The 21,361-nt window shown below is 45.2% G+C and carries 17 protein-coding genes; 13 read left to right on the top strand and 4 right to left on the bottom strand.

Annotated elements, in window-relative coordinates:
* Positions 1-28 precede the first annotated feature (28 nt).
* The 3 genes from CS921_RS11680 to CS921_RS11670 all read left to right on the top strand — a co-directional run bounded on the left by CS921_RS11680 (position 29) and on the right by CS921_RS11670 (position 2,114).
* Complete coding sequence (locus tag CS921_RS11680) at positions 29-628, top strand: short chain dehydrogenase (RefSeq protein ID WP_099224101.1); 600 nt, start codon at positions 29-31, stop codon at positions 626-628.
* A 27-nt stretch (positions 629-655) separates the two neighbouring features.
* Positions 656-1,234, top strand: coding sequence for an HAD family hydrolase (locus tag CS921_RS11675; protein WP_099224099.1), 579 nt, complete (start codon positions 656-658; stop codon positions 1,232-1,234).
* 148 nt (positions 1,235-1,382) lie between these two features.
* Positions 1,383-2,114 carry a leucine-rich repeat domain-containing protein gene (locus CS921_RS11670; RefSeq protein ID WP_099224097.1) on the top strand — a complete coding sequence of 244 codons (732 nt, stop codon included), beginning with the start codon at positions 1,383-1,385 and terminating at the stop codon, positions 2,112-2,114.
* Positions 2,115-2,296: 182 nt separating this feature from the next.
* On the opposite strand, the gene CS921_RS11665 is transcribed toward CS921_RS11670, so the two are convergent.
* A complete protein-coding gene (locus tag CS921_RS11665; protein ID WP_099224095.1) occupies positions 2,297-3,313 on the bottom strand; it encodes a C39 family peptidase in 1,017 nt (338 codons plus the stop codon).
* Positions 3,314-3,621: 308 nt separating this feature from the next.
* Positions 3,622-4,824 (bottom strand): multidrug efflux MFS transporter, encoded by a 1,203-nt coding sequence (locus CS921_RS11660; RefSeq protein ID WP_099224093.1) that lies wholly within the window; start codon positions 4,822-4,824, stop codon positions 3,622-3,624.
* A gap of 331 nt (positions 4,825-5,155) precedes the next feature.
* On the opposite strand from CS921_RS11660, the gene CS921_RS11655 reads away from it, so the two are divergent.
* On the top strand, positions 5,156-6,607 hold the full coding sequence (locus CS921_RS11655) for an AcpB/EbpR/MafR family transcriptional regulator (protein WP_099224091.1): 1,452 nt from the start codon (positions 5,156-5,158) through the stop codon (positions 6,605-6,607).
* 159 nt (positions 6,608-6,766) lie between these two features.
* Here CS921_RS11655 and CS921_RS11650 read toward each other — a convergent pair whose 3' ends face one another.
* Positions 6,767-9,091, bottom strand: a complete 2,325-nt coding sequence (locus CS921_RS11650) for a 5'-nucleotidase C-terminal domain-containing protein (RefSeq protein ID WP_420843756.1) — start codon at positions 9,089-9,091, stop codon at positions 6,767-6,769.
* A 206-nt stretch (positions 9,092-9,297) separates the two neighbouring features.
* On the opposite strand from CS921_RS11650, the gene CS921_RS11645 reads away from it, so the two are divergent.
* The 3 genes from CS921_RS11645 (at position 9,298) to CS921_RS11635 (ending at position 12,406) form a co-directional block, all read left to right on the top strand.
* Positions 9,298-10,044: an EAL domain-containing protein gene (locus CS921_RS11645; protein WP_099224087.1), complete on the top strand. Its 747-nt coding sequence runs from the start codon at positions 9,298-9,300 to the stop codon at positions 10,042-10,044.
* A 386-nt stretch (positions 10,045-10,430) separates the two neighbouring features.
* Positions 10,431-11,099, top strand: a complete 669-nt coding sequence (locus tag CS921_RS11640) for a type 1 glutamine amidotransferase (RefSeq protein WP_205527781.1) — start codon at positions 10,431-10,433, stop codon at positions 11,097-11,099.
* Positions 11,096-12,406 carry a Mur ligase family protein gene (locus CS921_RS11635; protein WP_162921757.1) on the top strand — a complete coding sequence of 437 codons (1,311 nt, stop codon included), beginning with the start codon at positions 11,096-11,098 and terminating at the stop codon, positions 12,404-12,406. The genes CS921_RS11640 and CS921_RS11635 overlap by 4 nt, the downstream gene beginning before the upstream one ends.
* A 55-nt stretch (positions 12,407-12,461) precedes the next feature.
* Here CS921_RS11635 and CS921_RS11630 read toward each other — a convergent pair whose 3' ends face one another.
* Positions 12,462-13,220 (bottom strand): MurR/RpiR family transcriptional regulator, encoded by a 759-nt coding sequence (locus CS921_RS11630; RefSeq protein WP_099224083.1) that lies wholly within the window; start codon positions 13,218-13,220, stop codon positions 12,462-12,464.
* A 193-nt stretch (positions 13,221-13,413) separates the two neighbouring features.
* On the opposite strand from CS921_RS11630, the gene CS921_RS11625 reads away from it, so the two are divergent.
* From CS921_RS11625 to CS921_RS11600, 6 genes are all read left to right on the top strand, one after another.
* Positions 13,414-15,420 carry a fructose-specific PTS transporter subunit EIIC gene (locus tag CS921_RS11625; protein ID WP_099224081.1) on the top strand — a complete coding sequence of 669 codons (2,007 nt, stop codon included), beginning with the start codon at positions 13,414-13,416 and terminating at the stop codon, positions 15,418-15,420.
* Positions 15,421-15,496: 76 nt separating this feature from the next.
* Complete coding sequence (locus CS921_RS11620) at positions 15,497-18,094, top strand: glycoside hydrolase family 38 N-terminal domain-containing protein (RefSeq protein ID WP_162921756.1); 2,598 nt, start codon at positions 15,497-15,499, stop codon at positions 18,092-18,094.
* Positions 18,095-19,756 carry an alpha-amylase family glycosyl hydrolase gene (locus CS921_RS11615; protein WP_099224077.1) on the top strand — a complete coding sequence of 554 codons (1,662 nt, stop codon included), beginning with the start codon at positions 18,095-18,097 and terminating at the stop codon, positions 19,754-19,756. It begins immediately after the preceding gene.
* 510 nt (positions 19,757-20,266) lie between these two features.
* A complete protein-coding gene (locus tag CS921_RS11610) occupies positions 20,267-20,446 on the top strand; it encodes a hypothetical protein (RefSeq protein WP_099224075.1) in 180 nt (59 codons plus the stop codon).
* Positions 20,446-20,772: a hypothetical protein gene (locus tag CS921_RS11605; protein ID WP_099224073.1), complete on the top strand. Its 327-nt coding sequence runs from the start codon at positions 20,446-20,448 to the stop codon at positions 20,770-20,772. Before CS921_RS11610 ends, CS921_RS11605 begins: the two co-directional genes overlap by 1 nt.
* Positions 20,739-20,996, top strand: a complete 258-nt coding sequence (locus tag CS921_RS11600) for a GNAT family N-acetyltransferase (protein ID WP_099224071.1) — start codon at positions 20,739-20,741, stop codon at positions 20,994-20,996. The genes CS921_RS11605 and CS921_RS11600 overlap by 34 nt, the downstream gene beginning before the upstream one ends.
* Positions 20,997-21,361 lie beyond the last annotated feature (365 nt).

Below are 21,361 nucleotides of genomic sequence, written 5' to 3'. Positions count from 1 at the left end.
CCTATCAAATAGAAAATGAGGTGTCGAAATGAAAGTATTGTTAGTAGGTGCGTCGGGCACGCTTGGGAGTGCCATCTATAAGCGGTTGAAAGAAAAAGATGAGGTGATCACGGCTGGTCGGCATAGCGGGGATGTGCAGGTGGACATTACATCGGTGGATAGTATTCGTCAAATGTTTGAGCAGGTCGGCAAAGTGGACGCGGTTGTCAGTGCGACTGGGAGTGCCGTCTTTTCACCGCTCGCCGAATTGACACCGGAGAAAAATCAGCAGACGATTCAGAGCAAACTTGGCGGGCAAATCAATCTGGTGCTGATTGGGCTCGACTATGTGAATGCTGGTGGGAGTTTCACCCTGACAACGGGGATCATGATGGAGGATCCGATTCGGCAGGGGGCATCGGCGGCGATGGCGAACGGGGCGGTCACAGCTTTTGCTAAATCGGCGGCCATCGAAATGCCTCGCGGAATTCGCATCAACACAGTGAGTCCGAACGTGCTGGAAGAATCCTGGGGGCGCCTGGAGCCGTTTTTTGAAGGTTTCGAGCCAGTGCCTGCTGATCGGGCGGCGCGTGCATTCGAGAAAAGCGTCCATGGTGCGCAAACTGGGCAGTCGTATCGGGTCTACTAATTTTCACACAGAATGAGGTGGTGCAAAATGTTAAAATATGTCATCTGGGATATGGGGGAGACGCTCAACACGGTGCCGCATACGCGTTATGATTTTGAGCCGTTGACGGAATACCCGGAGGTCGTGCTGCGTGACGGGGCGCTTGCGGTGCTGGAGCAGGTTCGGGAATTGGGCTTTCGGCAGGCGATTCTCAGCAATACGGCGGTCAGTGATTCGGAAGTGGTTCGAAAGCTGCTTTCAAGATGGGGCATTCTGGATTATTTTGATTTTGTTCATGCGTCGAATTCGGAGCTTGAGGAAGGGCGCCCCGAAAAGCCGGATCGGGCAATTTTCGAGCTGGTTTTAGATGCGCTGGGAATCGTGGCGGAGCAGGCGGTCATGATCGGGAATACATGGGAAAGTGATATTATTGGTGCAAATCGTGTGGGAATGGACTCAATTTGGCTTGTAAATCCGGAAGTGTCGATTCGCAAGCCTGAAAGCCATGCAGATACTGTGGTGGCACCGCCGTTTATCTGCCCGGTTTGGGATTTGGAAGACGTTCCGCAGGCTTTAAAAGTATTACAAAAAGTGAAAAACACGGAAACAGACCGCTTTTTCTCCTGAAAATGGAGAAAGGGCGGTTTTTTTAATATCTAAAAAGGTTAATTTTGAGCGAGTTAACAATCGTTAAGGACGTTCTGGAAGTAAAGCCTATACAATAACAGGGAGTGATATTTGATAGTCGCAAAAATGTATAAAGGAGAAATTTGAATTGAGTTATTTTAAATTTGTAAGATTACTTAAAGGCAAGCTTGCTCTAGCAGCAGTATTTATGATTGCGGTCGGAAGTCTGTCGTTTTCTTTACCCGCCCGTGCTATGTGGGAAGAAGCGGAAAACGAACCGATTCGCTTTGATGATCAAGGTGCCCTAATTGCTGCGCCGGTTAATGTGATTTTTCCAGATGAAGAGCTGGCAATGGCGATTGCTTTAGAGCTGGATATGGATACAGATGAGGTCGTGTCACTGGATGATTTGAAGCAAATAAAAAAATTAATTTTAAGCGGCAATGATAACATTAAGGCGCTGGACGGGATTGAACATTTAACCGAATTAGAGGTATTAATCTGCAACAATAATTTGTTAGAAAAGCTGGATGTCTCAAAAAACAAAAAACTTGTGGAGCTTCGTTGCGTCCATAATGAATTACATAGTTTGAAGATGGATAATCCGAATTTAAAGGTTCTAAATGTAACGAATAATAAATTGACTGAAATAGACACAACCAAATTGCCTGCGCTGGTGGATCTTAATGTCTCTCTTAATCAATTAACCAGTCTAAATCTGAAAGAAAATCCAGAATTAAAAAATATAAGAGGTCTTGGAAATTATGGAATGACAGTGGCAGATGTGCATCCAAAGGTCAATATAGCGGGGGAAAAAATTCACTTTAACTTTAGTCCAAAAAGTTACGATGTTGTTGATAATATGATGCTTTTTAAATAGAAGCTGCATACAATTTTTTAGTGCCGTGTACGATTGATAAAGTTGAACCTTTGTTAAACTAATTCCATATTTTCTCAAGTTTAATATAAATCTTTTTTTGCACGCCCATCGGTTTTGGTGAGCTGAGCAGCTAAAACACCCTTATTGACAAAATAATAGGGGTGTTTTTATAGAATTGCCATTTAGTCTACATAGATAGCCTGCTGTCCCATTGCTTCATAACCGACTTCAAACAGATCTTTGTCGATCGCTTGGTCTTTGTAACCATAGGGATTATTGATATAAAAGTAATCATCATCGTAGCCTGTAATGACGACACTGTGCATGGAATAGGTGATGTCGAGATCGCCGGAAGTCGTATGGAAAGTTGTCCAGGAAGCCGGTTCGCCAAAGCTGGTTGTCGTAATGATCCACACCGGATGACCTTCTGAAAGGATGGATTTGATTTCGTCCAAATCAGCCCCCGTAATGTCATGGACACTGTCTGCATCGGTGAATTCAGCCGCCGTTTCCGCCATTGGACCATGATAAACGCCAAGACCTGGGCTATCTCCGGTAATGTCGCCCACAAAGCCGTCATTCGGATTGCCGTCATAGCCATCGCTGGACTCGAGCGGCACGGTTGGCAGGGCATTTGCAATAGCCGTTTTTGAAACATCATAGCCTTCATATTGGAGAAGCATGGCCATGGATGTGGCTTCGCAGCCGTTGTAAAGAACCGGGGCATCCATTTGATTGAGGAGCGGGACATCAAGCAGGACACTTTTTTTCGTCTGAATCTGTTTCTGAGCCTGTTTAATTTCTTTTGCGAGCGATTTTTGAAGTGACGTATCTGTGATCGTTTCGTTCAGCTTTTTCGCGTTATTTATATCTTTGGTGGTAAGGTCGCTGCCGGACAGAAGCGTGGTGATTTCTGTTTTGGCAGAAAAATCGCTTTTCGCTTTCGCAACATCATTTGTCAGCTCGGCCTTGTTTTCACTGTCTGAAAGCTTGCTGACGGCAGTCTCGGCAGTCTGAATACTGTCTGCTGAGATGTTGCTGGAAAGAATGGTATGCTTTTCGTTTTTAAAAAGGGCATTAACCGCGATTTCGGCATCGCTCAACTGATTGGCAGTACTGACTTTTCCGTAAATGGATACTGCCGCAGTGATAAATAGCATGGATAAAATGACCGACCAAATGAATGTTTTTTTCTTCATCCGCTTCCTCCTCAATGTGTCACGAGAAGTATAGCAATCAGTTATGACGATTTTATGAAGAAAATTGGCGACAAAGTGGTCAAATCGGCTTGAATACTGACGATTTGGCAAAAGAAAACCGCTTGCTGTGGGAATTCCAGCTGTTCATAAAATTTTAACAAAAAAAGCGACTCCCTCGAATTGGCAGAAAATCGAGAGGGCCGCTATAAGTTGGTCCGTTTATGGCTATAGGGAACGGTCGCGCGCCGATGTGGGCACTATTTTGTCGTTAAAAGCTTCGACCAATTTTTCCATAAAATGTTCGAGGGCTATTCCTGAATATTTTTCTTGTCGTGGCTGAAAACAAAGCGGGTGAAAAGCAGGTTGATCAGCAGAAAAGCACCCGTCATATAGAACACATACGGATAGCCGAATGCCGCCGAAACGGACGAGCCGACGAGCGGTCCAGCCACATTCCCCAGACTTTGCGAGCTTTGATTGTAGGAATAAATACTGCTGAGCGCATGCCGCGGTGAATTTTTGTTGATAAGTGTGTTGATCGAAGGCATGAGCGCACCGGTCGTGAAGCCGAGCAGAAAGCGCAGTATCCCGAGTTGGAGAGGCGAGGTGACCCAAGCCATCGGAACCATAATGATGCCGGCCGCCAGTAACCCGCCAATCAGGACTTTTTCGTTGCCAATCCTGTCGCCCAGTTTTCCAAGGAACGGGGACGAAATCAGCGCGGAAATCCCGGAAGCAGACGTAATCACCCCGCTGATCAGTGATAAATTATTCGATGAGCCCAGCAAATCCCGAATGTAGAGCGGTAGAATCGGGCTGATCGAGGTGTTGGCGATTTGGATGATGAAAGTGGTTAAAAATAAGCCGAGAATGAGATTTTTAGCAGGCAGATTGGCAAAAATTTGCCGAGTAGATTGTATTTTTTCCCGTGGAATCGGTTTGAAATCTTCCTTAATATAGAAGAGTGTCAAAAGGAATGTGAGGAATAAAATAATCCCCGTGATGAAGAAAACAGCCCGGTAGCCGAGCACGTCAGCCAGAAAGCCGCCAATCAGCGGTCCGATCAGTGTCCCCGTTACCGTCCCGGTTGACAAAAAGCCGAGTGCCCAGCCGCTTTTTTCTCGCGGTACTTGAGAAGCCACGAGGGCGGTGGCATTAGGAATGTAGCCGGACAAGAGACCGTTTAGCATGCGCAAAATGACCAGCTGATACACGTTTTGCACAAGGCCGAGCGCCCCCATTGTGATTGTCATCCCGATCGAGGCGCGCAAAAGCATCAGCCGCCGTCCTTTCCGGTCGGCTAGTTTCCCCCAGATTGGTGAAACAATGGCGGAAGTCAGAGCCGTCGCACTGATGGCAATCCCCGACCAGATATTCAGCGCTGTATGATCCGTTACGCCGAGGTCCACAATGTACAGCGAAATGAATGGCATGACCAGATTAAAACTGACACCAGTCAAAAAACAGCCTAGCCATGAAATGTAAAGATTTCTTTTCCAATTAAAAGTCATATCAATGGTCCCTTTGTGAATATTTTGCACGAAGTTTCAGAATGTAACAAAACAGCCTTCCGGATAACTTGGCTGAAAAGCTGTTTTGGTATACTCAGAAACGCTCCGAATGTGCAGCTTGAAACATTGCTATTATAGCGAAATTCTTTTGCCCTTGTCAAACTTTGGTATACAGCCGCTTGAGGAAGAATTTGCTCAAAAAGGAGTAGTCAATAGTCATGTGCATTTCTAAGGCTAGAGTCACTTTTTTATAGAGTCGCGCAATCACCGTCATTTTTTTTGTAAGAAATGCTATAATTATCTTGATTAATCCATAGATGGGGGCAAGGATATGCGATCATTACTTGAAAAGAGTGTTCGCCGTCGGATGGAATTGCTAGAGATCCTGATTGAAAATAATGAATGGGTCAAGCTGGAGACGCTGGCGGAAAAACTCAACTGTTCCAAACGGACTTTGAATAATGATATTGCAATTATCCAGAAAGAACTTCAGGACAACTGGGAGCTTGATACATCAAGAAAGTGGGGGATTCGACTTGTAATACCGGAAACAAGTCAACTGGATCAGCTATATCAGTTTTTTATGAAGAAAAGTACATCTGTTCAGCTGCTTCTGGGCACTTTTTATGACCAGCAGTTAACGGTGGAGGAATGGGCGGATAAGCTGTTTATCAGTCCCTCTTCGCTGTATCGGCTGATTCATCGCGTCAAAAGCAGACTTCAAATTTATGGTGTGGATTTAAGTATCAATCCTGTAGCAATTGTTGGGCCGGAACAACAGGTGCGCTATTTTTACATGCAGCTGTTTTGGAGTGGCTATGGGCCAGGAGAATGGCCGTTTCAAACGGATGATCGGGCGCAAATCGATCAATTTATGAGAATCAATGAGGAAGCAACCGGCTTTCAGTTTATTTTTCCATATCGAAGTGAGCGTTATTTCTGGCTCCATGTGGGACTTGAGCGCATTCGGCAAGGCTACTTGATGGAGGGATTGCAGATAAATGAGCGGATTTTAGATGAACCTCGTCTGCATAAGGGATTCGCGGAATTGGAACAAATGACCGGACTGCAAATCGAAAAGTGGGATCGACTGTGTATGAAATTAATGCAGCTCCAAGGAGTCACTTTTCGCGATAAGCATGCGATAGACCAAAGTATGGCTTATTATGAGCGGGTACTTCCTGAAATTGTGGCTTTGGCAGACCCTTTTTTAGAAAAAGTTATCGCTGAATACGGGTGGGCGCCGGAAAATGAGGATCAGGTCAGATGGCAGCTTTTTCAATATTTCAATTACTGTCAGCATTTTCTGGAAATTGATGGTTTTATTGTGGAAAAACGGGGCTATGTGGCAAGGCAGCTCCGAAAAGAATTCGGGCGTTTTTGCAGCGCGATTGAGGCGGCAGCTGAGGCTAGTGACTTTGGAAAACTGAGAATTTCAATAGACACGCTCATTTTTCTGCTGGGCACATTGTGGCAGGGGCTGATTGATGAACGTCAATTGGAACACCCGCCAATCAGGACGCTGGTCACCTCTCAGCTGAGCGTTTCCAATACGGCTTTTTTAACGAATATGATCAAATCACGGTTTCAGTCACAAGTTGAGATCGTGGAAATGAATGAAAACCAGTTGAATGTGGAAGTTTTGCTAGCGTATAATGTGGAGCTTGTTATCAGTGACTGGGCAATTGATACGAACGGTCTGATTCCAATAATTGAAATTAATTATTATCCAAACGACCGCGACTGGCGCAATATTCGTAAAATGGTGCAGCGCGCGCGATAATACGCACGCTCAGGGACAAAATTTGAGCATTGAAAGCTGCTTTTCCTTTGCGATTGGCAGCTTTTTCCATGCTTTCCGACAAATAAAAACGGAAACCAAGCGAGGCGCATCGATTAGATGGTGTCGCTTGATTTCCGTTCTATTTAAATAGGGGAGACTTTACGCTTTACGGCGCAAAATCAGATAAGCGGCTGCTGAAAGGGCAACTCCGCCTGCGACAAGCGGGAAGTCAGACTGATCACCCGTTTTAGGCAAGTCTTGTTTCTGGCTGTCGGCTTTTTGGTCGGTCACTTTGGTGTTTTCAGTTGTTTCAAGGCCGTTTCCATTTGAGCCGTTGTTGTCTTTGTCTGGCGCTGCTGGGTTCTCGTTGCCGTTTTCGCCGTCATCAGTTCCAGGCTGCTCTTCTGCTGGCGCTGCAACAGTTGCTGCAAATGTCGCACTGTAACCTTCTGCATCTGTCACAGTGATTTGCAGTTCATCACCTTTTACTAAGCCAAGCGAAGAAATATCAACGGAAAATTGACCGTTTGCATCGCTGGTTGCTTCTGGATTTGCTGCTGCACGAAGCATTTTAGCGGACGTATCGGCTTTTTTGCTAACGGAAACAGTGGCATTTGGAATGGTTGTTCCAGTTAGCACTTTTTCGCCTTCTTTAATCGGATTGATTTTTGTTGCGTCTTGAATGGCTTTGATGGCCGCTTGTTCTTTTTCAGCTGCCAGTTCTTCGGCAGTTTTATAAGTTTTGCGACCTTCTTTTTCTGCATGAATCGCTTTGTTTTGACTAGCTTGATCTTTGATATAGCTGATGAAAGTTTCGGTATCCGGATCGATCGCGCCAACAAGGTTTGCTTTCTTGAAGGCAGAGAAACCGTCGCCACCGCCAAATAGGAAGTCATTGATGACAACGCGGTACGTTTTCGCCGGATCGAGTGCTTGACCGTCTTCAGTCGTCACATTGGCCACTTGATAGGCAAGGTCAGCATCATCGGTATCCGTAAAGCTGTATTTCAAGCCAGAAATTTGCAGGAAGTAGGTCTGGTTGCTTTGATACTGCTGGTTAAGTGCTTCCAGAATGTCCGCGCCGCTCATTTCAACGACTTGCAAAATGTTGCCAAATGGTTGAACGGCCTGTGCGCTTCCCCAAGTGATCGTGTTTTTACCGTTGATCGGTGTGGTAATCAGGTCGGAACGGATTCCACCATTGTTCGTCATGGCAAAGTCGACATTCATGCCCGCTTTATTGGCCATGTAGCGCTGTGCATCTGTGATCAGATTGCCGAGTGCCGATTCTTTGTCGTCGATCGCTTTTCCTTCTGGATTCGTATCGCGGGAAATGACGGTCTGATCCGTATAGCCGATCGGTTCATTACTAAGTGATTCGATGCGCTGTTTGGCATCTGTCGTGATGGCCGTAACGGCAGCATCCGGCGTCCCCGTGCGGTAATTGTAAGTGATGGTCGCATCCGGTGTCTTGACGAAATCGCCTGTTGTCAGGTCCAATTCGCCGGTCACATTGGAGAATGCTTTCCCATTATTGTAACTTTGGACGATGCGAGTAGTTCCGACAACGCCGTTTGTATACTGATGGTTATGCCCGGCCAGCACAAGGTCGACTGAGTTGTCAGGATCGATCTGGTTGACCTTTATCATCATGTTGGCTGCTTCACCAGCAACATCTGTTTTTGTCGTATCAATTGTTGGATTTCCGGAAGAGAGTGCTGGAACGTGGGAAAGGACTACGATGGCGTTCACACCTTGATCGCGAAGCACTTTTGAATATTTAGCTACAGTTTCTGCTTCGTCAAGGAAATCATAGTCTTTGATATAGTTGGCAAGTACCAGATTTGGAATTTCAGTTGTGACGATGCCGATAAAGCCGACTTTCACGCCGCCGATTTCTTCGACTACATAAGGTGAAAAGCCTTCTGCCACTTGGTCAGTACCTTTATTGACAACATTGGCCGCCACGATTTTCATATTGCTTTTCTTGTGCGGGTAGTTCTCGACGATCGGGCCGAATTTGTCCGTGCTTTCGCCGTTTAGAATGCGTTTATATTCGGGCAGCCCTTCATCGAATTCATGGTTGCCCAGTGTGCCAATTTTAAAATTCATTTGATCGAGCGCCTTAATGGTTGGTTCATCTTGCAGCAGACCTGATACAGCAGGACTTGCACCCACCATGTCACCTGCCTGCACACGGATCGAATTGCTGGCTGAGGCTCCTGTTGCTGTAGTAAACTGGCTTTCAGCTAGATCCAAGTTAGCGGACAAGTAGTCAGCACCACCGATAGCTGCCCCACTCGGATCCTTTGAAGTGGTTTCTAGTGCTCCGTGGAAATCATTGATGCCAAGAATTTGAATCGGCACGTTGTTATCGGCTGCTTTGACTGGTGCAGCTTCTCCCTTGATAACTGGTGCCATGATTCCGAGTGATAAAGCTACAGCAAGTATCCCATGTGTGGCTTTCTTGAAACTTCTTTTCACAATCACACTCTCCCTTTTCGCCAATGGCAAATATTTTTTTGTAAGCGCGTTCGTTGCCGCTCAACTTTTATTTTAACAAAGGAGCTAACACGGTTCAATCAAGAATTTTATAAAACTTTGTAAATTTATTTTCAAAAAATATGGTTTTTGTTATCGTTTCACACTTAAATACGATAAAATGAAGCTAATAAAAAGGAGGGTGTCCGGTGGCGATTCCAAGTAGAGAAATCATGAAAGCGATCAGTCAGAAAAATTATCTCGTATACTATCAGCCTAAGGTCGATGCGCAAACGGAAGCCTTAATGGGTTTTGAGGCTCTAATCCGACTCAAAGTGGGCGAAAAAATTCTAACGCCGGAGCTGTTCTTTGAAGATGTAATGGCGATTCAGGCGGGGATTGACATGCAGCAGTTTGTCGTAGCCGCAGTGCTTGAGCAGGTTAACAAGTTCCAAGGACGGTTTAGTATCTCGGTCAACATTCCGGCGCCCTTCTTTATGACGGATCTGTATATGGATGAGATATACGAAAGAATTAAACGTGACTGCCAGTTCCCGCAGCAATTGACACTAGAGATCATCGAACGGGGAGAAATTACCGAACTTGAATCGGCTAGAAAAAATATTCAGCGTCTCAAAACACTGGGACTTAATGTGGTGATGGATGATTTTGGCAAGGGTTACAGCTCGCTGACCTATTTGCGTGCTTTACCGATTGACGGTTTAAAAACGGATCGTTCATTTATTTCTTTCATTAAACAAGATGAGAAGCAGCGGACCATTGTTCGGGCGATTATCAATTTATGTCATGATCTTGGCGGGAAAATTGTGATTGAAGGCGTGGAAGATGAGGAGCAAATTCAGCTTCTTAGAGAGATGAAAGCTGATTATTTTCAAGGCTATTATTATGGGAAACCAATGCCGATTGAGGAAGCGGCGCGTAAATTTCAGTTATAGCGGTTTATGAGGGTGAGAGTCTCTATATTTTTAGAGGCTTTTTTTGTTTTAAGCAGGTCATCGTTGAATCATCCAGCTTCTATTGATCAAGTGATTAAATGTGACGTTTTTGTAAGGTTTATCAAGCGTTTTATTGGGGAAAGGAGTATTTTTATTTTGATAATAGTGTTAAAATAAGAGCATTAGTATGGGGGAACAGGAGGAAGATAGCGATATATCACAACTAAAATGAGAATTAATTCACATTATAGAATGATTTGTTTAATAATTTAAAAAACAAGTTCATCCAAAAATGGAGTGGGATTGATTAACTGGTTTTTATAGTTGGGGAAGAGCTATAAAAGTCATTTAAAATAAGAGGATTATGGCAAAGGGAGGAACGGGACATGCCTAAAAATATGACAATCTGCCATTTATATGGCAATTTGCTTAACTCTTACGGAGATCTAGGAAATTTGATGATACTCGAATATTATTTGAAGAGTAAGGGTTATACAGTTCAAGTTGATATGGTTAGTTTGGAACAGGAAATGGATTATCAGCGTTATGATCTGATTTTTATCGGCGGTGGCCAGGATTATGAACAAAAAATCGTAGCAAAAGATATGGTACGGCATCGCGATGGTCTGAAAGCGTATATTGAAAATGAAGGCTGTTTAGTCGCAATTTGTGGTGGCTATCAGCTGTTGGGTGAGTCTTGGGTGGATGGCGCCGGCGTGGAATATAAGGGAGCCGACGTTCTGCCGATTTACACGAAATATTTTCCAAAAAGATGCGTTGGACAGATCAAAATAAAAACGGATCAAGGCGAGATTTTGCGTGGCTTTGAAAATCATTCCGGCAGAACTTTCTTTAAAGGACATAATCATTATTTAGGGAAAGTGATTGAAGGAAAAGGGAATAATGGGAAAGATAAAATGGAAGGATTTGCGTATAAGAATACTTACTGTACCTACATGCACGGCCCTTTTCTTGTTAAGAACGAGGCGTTTGCAAAGGCGCTGATCGAAGAAATGATTAAGCGGAAAAAGGAGCGGGAAGCATGTCATTCATGAATAAACTAGCGTACGGCGTAGGGCGTTCACTGCGTATGGTCTTGCGAAAAATGGGTCGAGGCGGCAACCTTCCAGGAAAAGTAGCCAATGCCATCTCACCTTCCATTTTAACGGAATTAACGAAGGACTATAAGATCATCCTTGTTACCGGAACAAATGGCAAGACGACCACTACGTCTCTTATTTATCAAATTCTTTTAGAGGCAGGCTATTCCGTGCTCTCCAACCGTGACGGCTCCAACATGACACAGGGGATTACCACGGCTTTCCTTCAAAAGAGTCCAAAATCGGATAAAGAAAAATGGGCGGTTATCGAAGTGGATGAAGCCTATTTAAGAAAAGTAACGAAGCTCATTCAAACGGAAGCGATTGTCCTGACGAATATTTTCAGGGATCAAATGGACCGCTACGGTGAAATCTATACGACATTCAAGCTTCTGAATGAAGGAATCGTGCGTGCACCGGAAGCCAAAATTATCAGCAATGGGGATTTCCCTCTTTTTTCGACCATCAAGGCGAAAGACTGCGTGTTTTTTGGCTTTGAAAAAGGGACGGTTCATGACGGCAGCGGTCTGAAAAATGTCTGCAGTCTGATCTGCCCTTCTTGCGGAACGATTTTGAACTATTCGCAGATCACCTATAGCAATCTGGGCGACTATCAGTGTCCGGGCTGTGGCAAGCGTCGACCGGAGCTGGACTATGCTGTCAAGGATTACCATTTATATGAAAATCACAGTGATGTTGTGATTGATGACACCCATTTTACCGTGCCGCTACCAGGACTTTTCAACGTATATAATTTCCTAGGAGCTTATGCGCTGGCAAAATCGCTTGGCATTACGAATGAGGCGATTCAAAAGGGCAGCATGAAGAATTTGGAACGGCAAGGACGGCAGGAACATCTTCATTTGGATGAGACGGATGTGATTTTACATCTGGTGAAAAATCCGGTGGGCTTGACCGAAACGATCCGCTTGCTTTCCTTCTATCCAGAGCCGCTGACGGTTGTCTTCTTGCTTAATAATCAGGATGCGGACGGGGTCGATGAGAGCTGGGTCTGGGATGCCGACTTGTCGCTGTTCGGGACGCTTACGAAAAGCCGCTTCGTGATTGGTGGGGACTGTGAGGATACGGTCTACTTGAGGCTTCGCGTGGAGGGAATCGAGGACGAACGGATTACACGGACGCAGGATTTTGATGAAGTGCACCGGGAAATTCTGTCGAGCCAAACGCCGATCGTTCTGGCTTCCTATACGGCAAACCGGAGAATCAGAAGCCGCTTGATTCAGGGGCAACAAGCCGATTGATCATATTGAATAAAAGCACATACTCGCAAGGTGAATCGTCGCCTCGAGTATGTGCTTATTTTTGTTCGGCTAGCATTTTGCGCAAATATACTTCAAAAAGCAGGTCGATTTGGATCATCAGGCAGGAGCGGGAAGTGATATCATAACCGGCGTAGGATTTGGTCGGAATGTTGCTGTAGATGTTCTGCGTCATCAGTTTGGAAAGCTCGCTGTCGCCGTGATTGGTGATCGAAAACATGTAACAATTGCTATATTGAAGTTTCTTGGCCGCCTGAACGAGTGTTTTAGTATCGCCGCTCATGGATATAAATAGAACAACGTCATTTGCTTTTACAAAACTTGGAAGCAGGTCGATGATGTGGGATTCATAAGCGTACATGGTCGGCTTCTGGACTTGGATCAGGCGCTTGCCCAAATATTCGCCGATCGTTTTGGTCAGGCCGACGGAAACCACGATGATCGTCTGGGCATGGAGCAATTTTGAGGCAATAAATTCAACATCGGGCAGGCGAATGTTTTGCACAATCTGGGCAAAATTTTGCAAGTATTCTTCTTTAATGTCCGGTGTATCGTCCATTGATGCCGGCTCCTGAAGATCACGTAGCATGTAGCGAAATTCGGAATACCCGTCGAGACCAAGCTTCTTGCACATGCGAATGATGGTCGTATTGGACGTATTCAGCGTATCGGCCAGCTTCGTCAGCGTCCATTCGGAAACCTGATCTAAATGGCCGTCCACATAATAAAATACATACTGCTCGGAATGGCTGAGCAACTGGATATCCTTGGCAAATTTTTCGGCTAGCAGGCTCATGGTCGGGCTCCTTCCTTCTTAAACTTATACCTAATGTAGCACCGCCGGACAAATTTTACAATCATAACCGTATAATTGTACAGAAAATGTATCAAAAATGTATCATAACCGTGCTATACTTCTATCTGCAATTGCAAAAAGTGTTGTAAACGAATTCATAATAAATCTTAATATGGTGGAAAGAGGTAGGATCATGAACTTAAAGGAAATCACAACACCTGATTTATTTTACTTTGATCTGAAAGCGGATAATAAGGAAGCAGTTTTAGACTTTCTTATTCACGAGCTATCTGAAAAGGGTTATTTGAAAGATGAGGGTGAATTTAAAAAGGCGGTCTACGAACGTGAAGCCCACTCGGCGACCGGGATGGAAAAAGGATTTGCCATTCCGCACGGGAAATCTACTGCTGTAAAAGAAGCGGCCTTCGCGGTTGCGAAACTACAAAAACCGCTTGCACAAGGCGCTTGGCCATCTGTCGACCCGACAAATGAAGTCGAACTTGTCTTCCTGCTAGCGATTCCTGATGCTGAAGCCGGCTCGACTCATTTGAAAGTCTTGGCTGAGCTTAGCGGTCGCTTGATGGACGATGCGTTCCTGAAAGGCTTATTTGCTGCTAAGAATGCAGAGGAATTGTATGCGGCACTCGACAACCAGGAAAAAGAAGAAGTGGCAACGCAAGACAGTCCATATGCTGGCAAAACAGTATTGGCAGTCACTGCTTGTGCGGCCGGTATTGCCCACACTTACATGGCGGCGGAGGCTCTTGAAAAAGCAGGTCGCGAACTGGGCATCCATGTCGAGGTTGAAAAACAAGGCGCGAGCGGTATTGAAGATCGGCACCAAAAGAAAGCTATTTCACAAGCAGATGGCGTACTTTTTGCGGTCGATACCAAAGTGAAAGAAAAAGATCGTTTCAACGGCAAGCCATATGTGTCAACCAAGGTGGCTGAACCGCTTAAATATGCTAAAGAGCTACTGATCCAAACGCTTGAAAAACCAAGTGGCGTTGTTCAGGAAGGCGACGGGCAAGAGACGAGCGAAAATACTGGGAAAGCTGAGAAAAAAGGCTGGCGTAAAGTCGGTTCGGATGTTACTTCAGCGATTATGACTGGTATCTCCTACATGATCCCGCTAATCGTAGCGGCTGGTCTGATGATGGGGATTGCCGAGCTTGTCTGGGTATACGTGCTAAATCTTGATCCAGGGATTATCGGCGATGTGAAAAATCAAACGGCTGGCGGAGCGCAACAGTTCTTCTACTTTGTCAATGCGTTCGGTAGCATGCTGTTCAAGTTTATCTATCCAATCTTCGGTATGTTTGTTTCTTATGCCATTGCGGATCGTGTCGGTCTGGTTGCCGGTTTTGCCGGTGGACTTTTTGCCGGCGGTCTTCACTACACATTCTGGGGCATTGAAGGCGGGATTCCAAGTGGTTTCCTAGGCGCACTTTTCCTTGGTCTTGTAGCTGGTTATGTATCGAAATTCCTAAATGAAAAAATCAAGCTTTCAAAAAATCTTTCTGCGATGAAACCGATGCTGCTGGTTCCCGGAATCAGTGTGTTCGTCATCTTCATCTTAAACATGTACTTTGTCGACCCGGTATTCGGGGCGCTCAATCAGTGGCTGTCTGACTGGATCACTAGCATGAGCACTTCCGGTACGCTGGTACTTTCTGCCATCATTGCAGCAGCAACTGCATTTGACCTTGGCGGACCGATCAACAAGGCTGCCGGCGGTGTGGCGATTGGCTTAGCAGCTGATCACATCTTCCCGCTAACATCACGTGTACTTGCGATCGTTATTCCTCCACTAGGCGTGGGACTGGCAACAATTGTCGACCGCTTTATTGTTGGCCGTCGTGTATTCCCGCAAGACTTGCGTGTGGCTGGGGGCACGTCCTTCCTGCTAGGCTTCCTGGCAATTTCAGAAGGCGCGATACCGTTCATGCTGCGTAATCCGCTCATCACAGTACCGATCAATATTATCGGTGCAGTTGTGGGTTCATGTACAGCTGTGGCGCTTGGTGCTGTTCAGTGGCTTCCGCTTCCAGCAATTTGGGGCTGGCCGCTTGTTCAAGGCATTGGTGCTTATCTGATCGGTCTTGTTGTCGGCGTATTGATTATTGCACTGGCTAATATCTTTGTTCGACTGGCGATCATTAAGAAAAAAGAACGCAACGGAGAAAAAATAAATTATTAAAGGATAAGGTGCAAACAGGCTGATGCACTCAGTCAGTTTGTGCCTATTCTTATACTTGGTAAGAGAGGTTTTAAGAATGAAACGAGATATAGTGGTTCATGTTGTTCCGCATGCACATTGGGACCGGGAATGGTACTTTTCACTGGAAGATTCCAATGTTTTGCTAGCAGAAAATATGTCTTTTTTGATTGATCTACTGGAAAATGATCCTGAATTTCCGGCGTTTGTGTTTGACGGGCAGATGTCCGTTGTAGAAGAATATTTGACCTACGTACCTGAAAATCGGGCGCGACTTCAAAAATTGATCGAGCAGAAGCGAATTTTTGTCGGACCTTGGTATACGCAGTCGGACACGATGCTTGTAAACAAAGAGTCCCTCATTCGCAATCTGCTATATGGAACAAATCTGGCACGCAAAATCGGACACAGCATGGATATTGGCTATTTGCCGGATGTTTTCGGACAAAATCAATATTTGCCATCCATTTTCAAGTCATTTGGCATTTCGCAGATTGTTTTCCAGCGCGGCGTGTACACGGATCAGCTAAACAACAACTTGAATTTCAACTGGCAGGCGGCTGATGGGACGGCTTTGCCGGCGAATAATCTTTATTTTGGTTATGGACCCGGGAAATTCCTAGCGAGCGATGCGGACTATATCGAGCGTTCACTTTTGCCTATCCTTGATAAATTGGCTGAGATGAGCGGCGAGTCAGGACATATTCTACTTCCGGCAGGCGGCGATCAGGTGCTTGGCAGAAGTGAGCTGCCGCAAGTCATTACAGAGCTAAACGGAAAAGTGGATGGCTATCATTTTGAGCTGTCTGATTACGAGAAATTCATGGCGGCAGTACGCGATGCGGCGCCGTTTGACCATACGATCGACGGAGAGCTGATGGCTTCTCAAAAAACTCGGATTCACCATACGATTCCATCTCAACGGGTGGACATCAAGCTCCTGAACAGTGAAGTGGAAGCGAAGATTTTCTATCAGCTTGAACCGCTTGCTGTGATGGCGGCAGAACTGGGCGCTCGCTATCCGCGGCAGTGGTTCGACTGGATGTTCAAGCAGCTGTTCGATGTGCACGCCCATGATTCGATCGGCGGCTGCAACTCGGATGAAACCAATGATGCGATCGTGCACCGCTTGAAACGTGTGGAGCGGGTGGCTGATGGTCTTCTGAACGTTTATAAAAAACAAATCAGCCGCGGCGTGAAGGAAACCCTTGAACAGGAACCCGTGCTAATTTTCCACTTGCTACCAAAAAAAGTAACGCAACAGGTAGAAGTGACGGTTTTCAGCAAATTTGAAGATGTGGTGCTGGTTGACCTGGACGGAGCGGCGCCAGACCAGGTGATCACGCAGCAAAAATATCTTTCGGGCGGTAAAAAAGTGGTTGTTACGGCTGATGGTGAAAAGCAAGTGGAGGTGCCGGGCTACTACGAAACGCAGATCACGGTCGAGCTCGACTTGTTGCCTTTCAGCTACCAGACACTCCTAGTTGAAGAAGGAGCCGCTTTACGTTCTACGGCCGGAGAATCGGCGGAGATCAAAAATGAATTTTATCAATTGCGGGTGGACAATTACCGGCTAAACTTGACACGCCATGACGGCATCCAATTGTCGAACTTCATGCGTTTTGAGGATACGGCAGACGCGGGCGATTCCTACGACTATTCACCGCTTGAAAACGACCTGGCATTTGTCACACAGGGCTGTGAAGTGCTCAGCAGCAAGCAGAATCCGCTCTACAGCGAGCTGACCGTGCGCCATGTGCTGCATACAAAAACGGACTTGGCATCTGAGCTGCGCGATCAGCAGATGACGATTGAAACGACCTTCCGACTTCGCAAAAATAGCGACGTGATGGAAATCAAGCATCATTTTGTCAACCAGACCTGCGACCATCGTGTGCGCGTTTGTTTTGCGGCTCCGAGCAGCACGACCAATTTTGCCGATCAAGGCTTTGCAACAATCGAGCGGTCCAACACCAATCCACGGATGGCCACTTGGCAGGCAGACGGCTATGCGGAAGCACCCGTGCCGATCTATCCGCTTGAAAATTTTGCAGCAGCAGTATGTGACGGCGGGGCAGTGGGCGTTCTGACGACTGGCTTGAAAGAGTATGAAATTCATGATGACCACTTCTGTCTCACGCTGTTCCGCGGCGTCGGACTGCTCGGTCGAGACGATCTCGCGTGGCGTCCAGGGCGGGCATCAGGCATCAACAATAAAGTGGTCGAAACACCAGATGCGCAAATGCTTGGCGAGCACACATATGCTTACGGTTGGCGCTTCTCGGAAACGGCCGAACCGCTTGACTGGTTTGCTAAAAATGAAGCGCGGCAGTTTGAGGCATTTTCTTATCAGTTGCAAGGACTCAACACATTTTCCGAGCGGCTCGATCGATTTGACTTGCCACAACCAGCTGCAATCGGCGCTTTGCCAGCCGTCCTGTCGCTTCTAGAAGTGCCGGAAGAGGTCTTTATCAGTGCCTTCAAGCAAGCTGAAACAGGAAATGGAGCGGTTCTTCGCGTTTTCAATCCGGCTGAACAAGAAGTGATGGCGGCCATCCAAGGTACGCCGGTCGACTTGACAGAATCAATAGTGGAAAATGCGCCTGCAGCTATTCCGGCTAAGGGCTACCAAACCTATCTATTGGAGGCATTTTAAATGATAAATTTTGAAAAACAGTTGAAAGAGCAGCTGGGAACACTTTTTTCTCCGCAAGATCGTGACTGGGTTTTTGACCAGTTGGTTCATTCCGTTGCTTCATTTTCAAAAGATGAAAAGCGGTCGGCGGGAATTTCGGAAAAAAACCTGTACCTGATTACTTACGGCGATAGCATTTTGCAAGAGGGCAAAACACCACTGGCGGCACTGTCTGAGCTTTTGAAAGCACATGGTAAAAAAGTGGTAACGGATGTCCACTTGCTGCCAATGTTTCCATATACTTCCGACGATGGCTTTTCAGTAACGGACTATGAAAAAATCAATCCTGAGCTGGGCGACTGGGAGGATATCGAAAATTTGCACACTGATTTTCAGCTGATGTTCGATTTTGTCGCAAACCATATGTCCAAATCAAGCGAATGGTTCCAGTCCTTTCTGGCAGGCGAAGAGGGCTTCCAGCATGCCTTTGTTGAGCGGGAAGCGGGCTTTGATACGGCAAATGTCGTGCGGCCCCGGACTTCCCCACTCTTCCACACCTTTGACGGCAAGGAAGTATGGACGACTTTCAGTGAGGATCAGGTAGATGTCAACGCGAAGGATCCACAAATGTTCGTTCGGTTGACCAATGTGCTGCTAGAGTATCTTCAAAAAGGCGCACATTCCATTCGCCTTGACGCGATCGGCTTCTTATGGAAGGAATCTGGTACGACTTGCATGCACTTGCCAGAAACGCACATGGTCATTCAAATTTGGCGACTGCTGGCGGACTTTGTGGCACCGGGCACGCAGATCATCACGGAAACGAATGTGCCGCATCAGGAGAACATCCAGTATTTTGGCGATGGGCACAATGAAGCCAATATGGTGTATCAGTTTTCACTGCCGCCGCTCGTTTTGTATAGCTTTACGACACACGATGTGAAGCCTCTGCAAAAATGGGCGAAAACGATCGAGGCAGTATCCGATGAAGCGACCTATTTCAATTTCTTGGCATCGCATGATGGAATTGGCTTGCGGCCGACAGAGGGGCTGCTTGGCGACGAGGATCGACAATTGCTCGCACAGAAAGTGGAAGAAAATGGCGGCTTCATTTCATATAAAACGGATGCAGACGGTAAAAAATCGATTTATGAGCTCAATATCAATTATTCAGATGCACTGCGCAACAAAGGCGAAAGTGAAGAGCTGGCAATTCAAAAAATGTTGGCGGCACATCACATTCTACTTTCGTTTGTGGGGGTACCGGCGATTTATTATCATTCGCTTTACGGCTCGACAGGCGACCGCGCTGGTGCAGAGGAATCGGGCATTGCGCGCCGTATCAATCGTGAAAAATTGCCGCTTGACGAACTGCTGGCGGGTCTAAGTGAATCTGGCAGCAGAAGAAATCAAATCTATTCGGGCATTGAAAAAATGATGACGATTCGCGGCCGTGAAAAAGCCTTTTCTCCATATGGCAAACAGGAAATCAGCGAGCTGGACCAGCCTGTTCTTGCAATCCGACGTGAGCATCAAGGCGAGACGGTCTATGGCTACACCAATGTGAGCGACCAGTCTGTCACACTCGATGTACCGACCGGCAAGGAACTGATAACGGGACAATCCGTCTCCGGCAGCTACCATTTGCCACCATATGGCTTTGCTTGGATAAAAGCTATTTAAATGTAAAATATAGACTGCTTTCTGTCAGTGTGGCGGCCTCTCAATTGTTAGCCCTAAAATCTAACATTCGGGAGGCCGGTGCAGAGCGCGACAGGAAGGCAGTCTATTTTTTTGTAGTACAAGCAAGATAAAAAATCATTTGCAAGACAGGCAGCCTGATTTTACAATGATTATAGAGGAACATAAGGGTGGACAAAGATGAAAAGCAACCAGATAAAAGAATCCGCCTATCTAATCACCATTTTCTTAGTAGATTTAGTAAGCCGACCTAGTTTTCCCTGTATTAATCATTGGGATTGCTTACCACGCATATATTTTCAAAAATGACCGTAAACTGGTGATCGATTTGGTCATCATTTCCTGCCTGTCAGTTGCACAAGCTTTTTACAGTGTGTAATCTAGTGGACGAATGATCTGTTTTAAAGTAACATTATAAATTAATACTTTTCATTCTATTTTTTTTAGGGTATATTAGTTATAATCAGCTAATTCAATTAGGAGGTGTTAATGATGGGTACAACTACAATCAAAGATACCGTTTTTAACTTTCAAGATGAAAAAAAGCTAGAGTCCTTCATTAGCCGAATTGAAGGAAAATCAGTGACAACAAACAAAAATGTTCAAAAAACAAAAGCGTCTATTAAAGCGATTAAAGAAATTAAAATTGATGGAAAAATAATTAAACTATAATGAATGAACCACTGCTATATGAGTTTAAAAGTATAACGAGTCTTAGCGAAGATGAGAAAGCCGATTTAGCGGCTTTTTCTTGTGGAGTTGCTGAGATTGATGAATATCTACATGAAGACGCACTTGATGACGCTCAATGCAATATTACAAGAACTTTTCTGTTCTATTACTCGCCCAAAAAAGAATTGATTGGTTATTTTTCTTTAACAGCTGATAGGGCGCATGTTATAAAAAGTTCAAAATTGAAAGGGAAGTTACCTAAACATGCTTATTTTCCAAAAATAAGCGATCTATTCCAGCTATTCAAGTTCATCATTTTGCAATAGACAAAAGATGGCAGAAAAATAATTTAGGCGAGTTTCTAATGTTTCGCGTAATCGCCATTGTTAAAGAAAATATACTTCCCAATGTTGGTGCCACTTTATTAACGGTACATGCTCTAAATGAATCTGTTGGTTTTTATCAAAAATTAGGCTTTGAAAAAACAGGAGACGATATAGATAAAAATACCAATATGGCGTTAATTCTCAGTGAAGTATTAGAAAAATAACAGGCGTATTGATTCCAAACAAAAGAAACACATTTAAAAAGAAGCTAAAAAGCAAGCAAAATCCATTTGAAAAAATGGTTCTAATGCTTAATTTTAGCTTCTTTTATATTCGATTATTTTGTTGAACAGTAAATTTATCGTTCTATTTATAACTTTTGTTCCTAGCGATAGTGTCAGTGGCCTGAATAATTTTACTGGACATTATTGGTACCATTAACATGTTTTGACAACCATTTTAAGATGGTACGGCTCGCTTGTTTGTCTAGTTTCGATAAATTGTTTATCAAATTGTGATGTTGTCCGAACCTGATAGATTATGAGTATTCCTCCAATCCATATTTAGATATAAGTTCTCGATAGAGGAT

It is taken from the genome of Listeria costaricensis (assembly GCF_900183385.1).
Classification (GTDB): domain Bacteria; phylum Bacillota; class Bacilli; order Lactobacillales; family Listeriaceae; genus Listeria; species Listeria costaricensis.
Note: the sequence above shows the minus strand (reverse complement) of the source record. Positions and strands in the feature narration are given on the sequence as shown.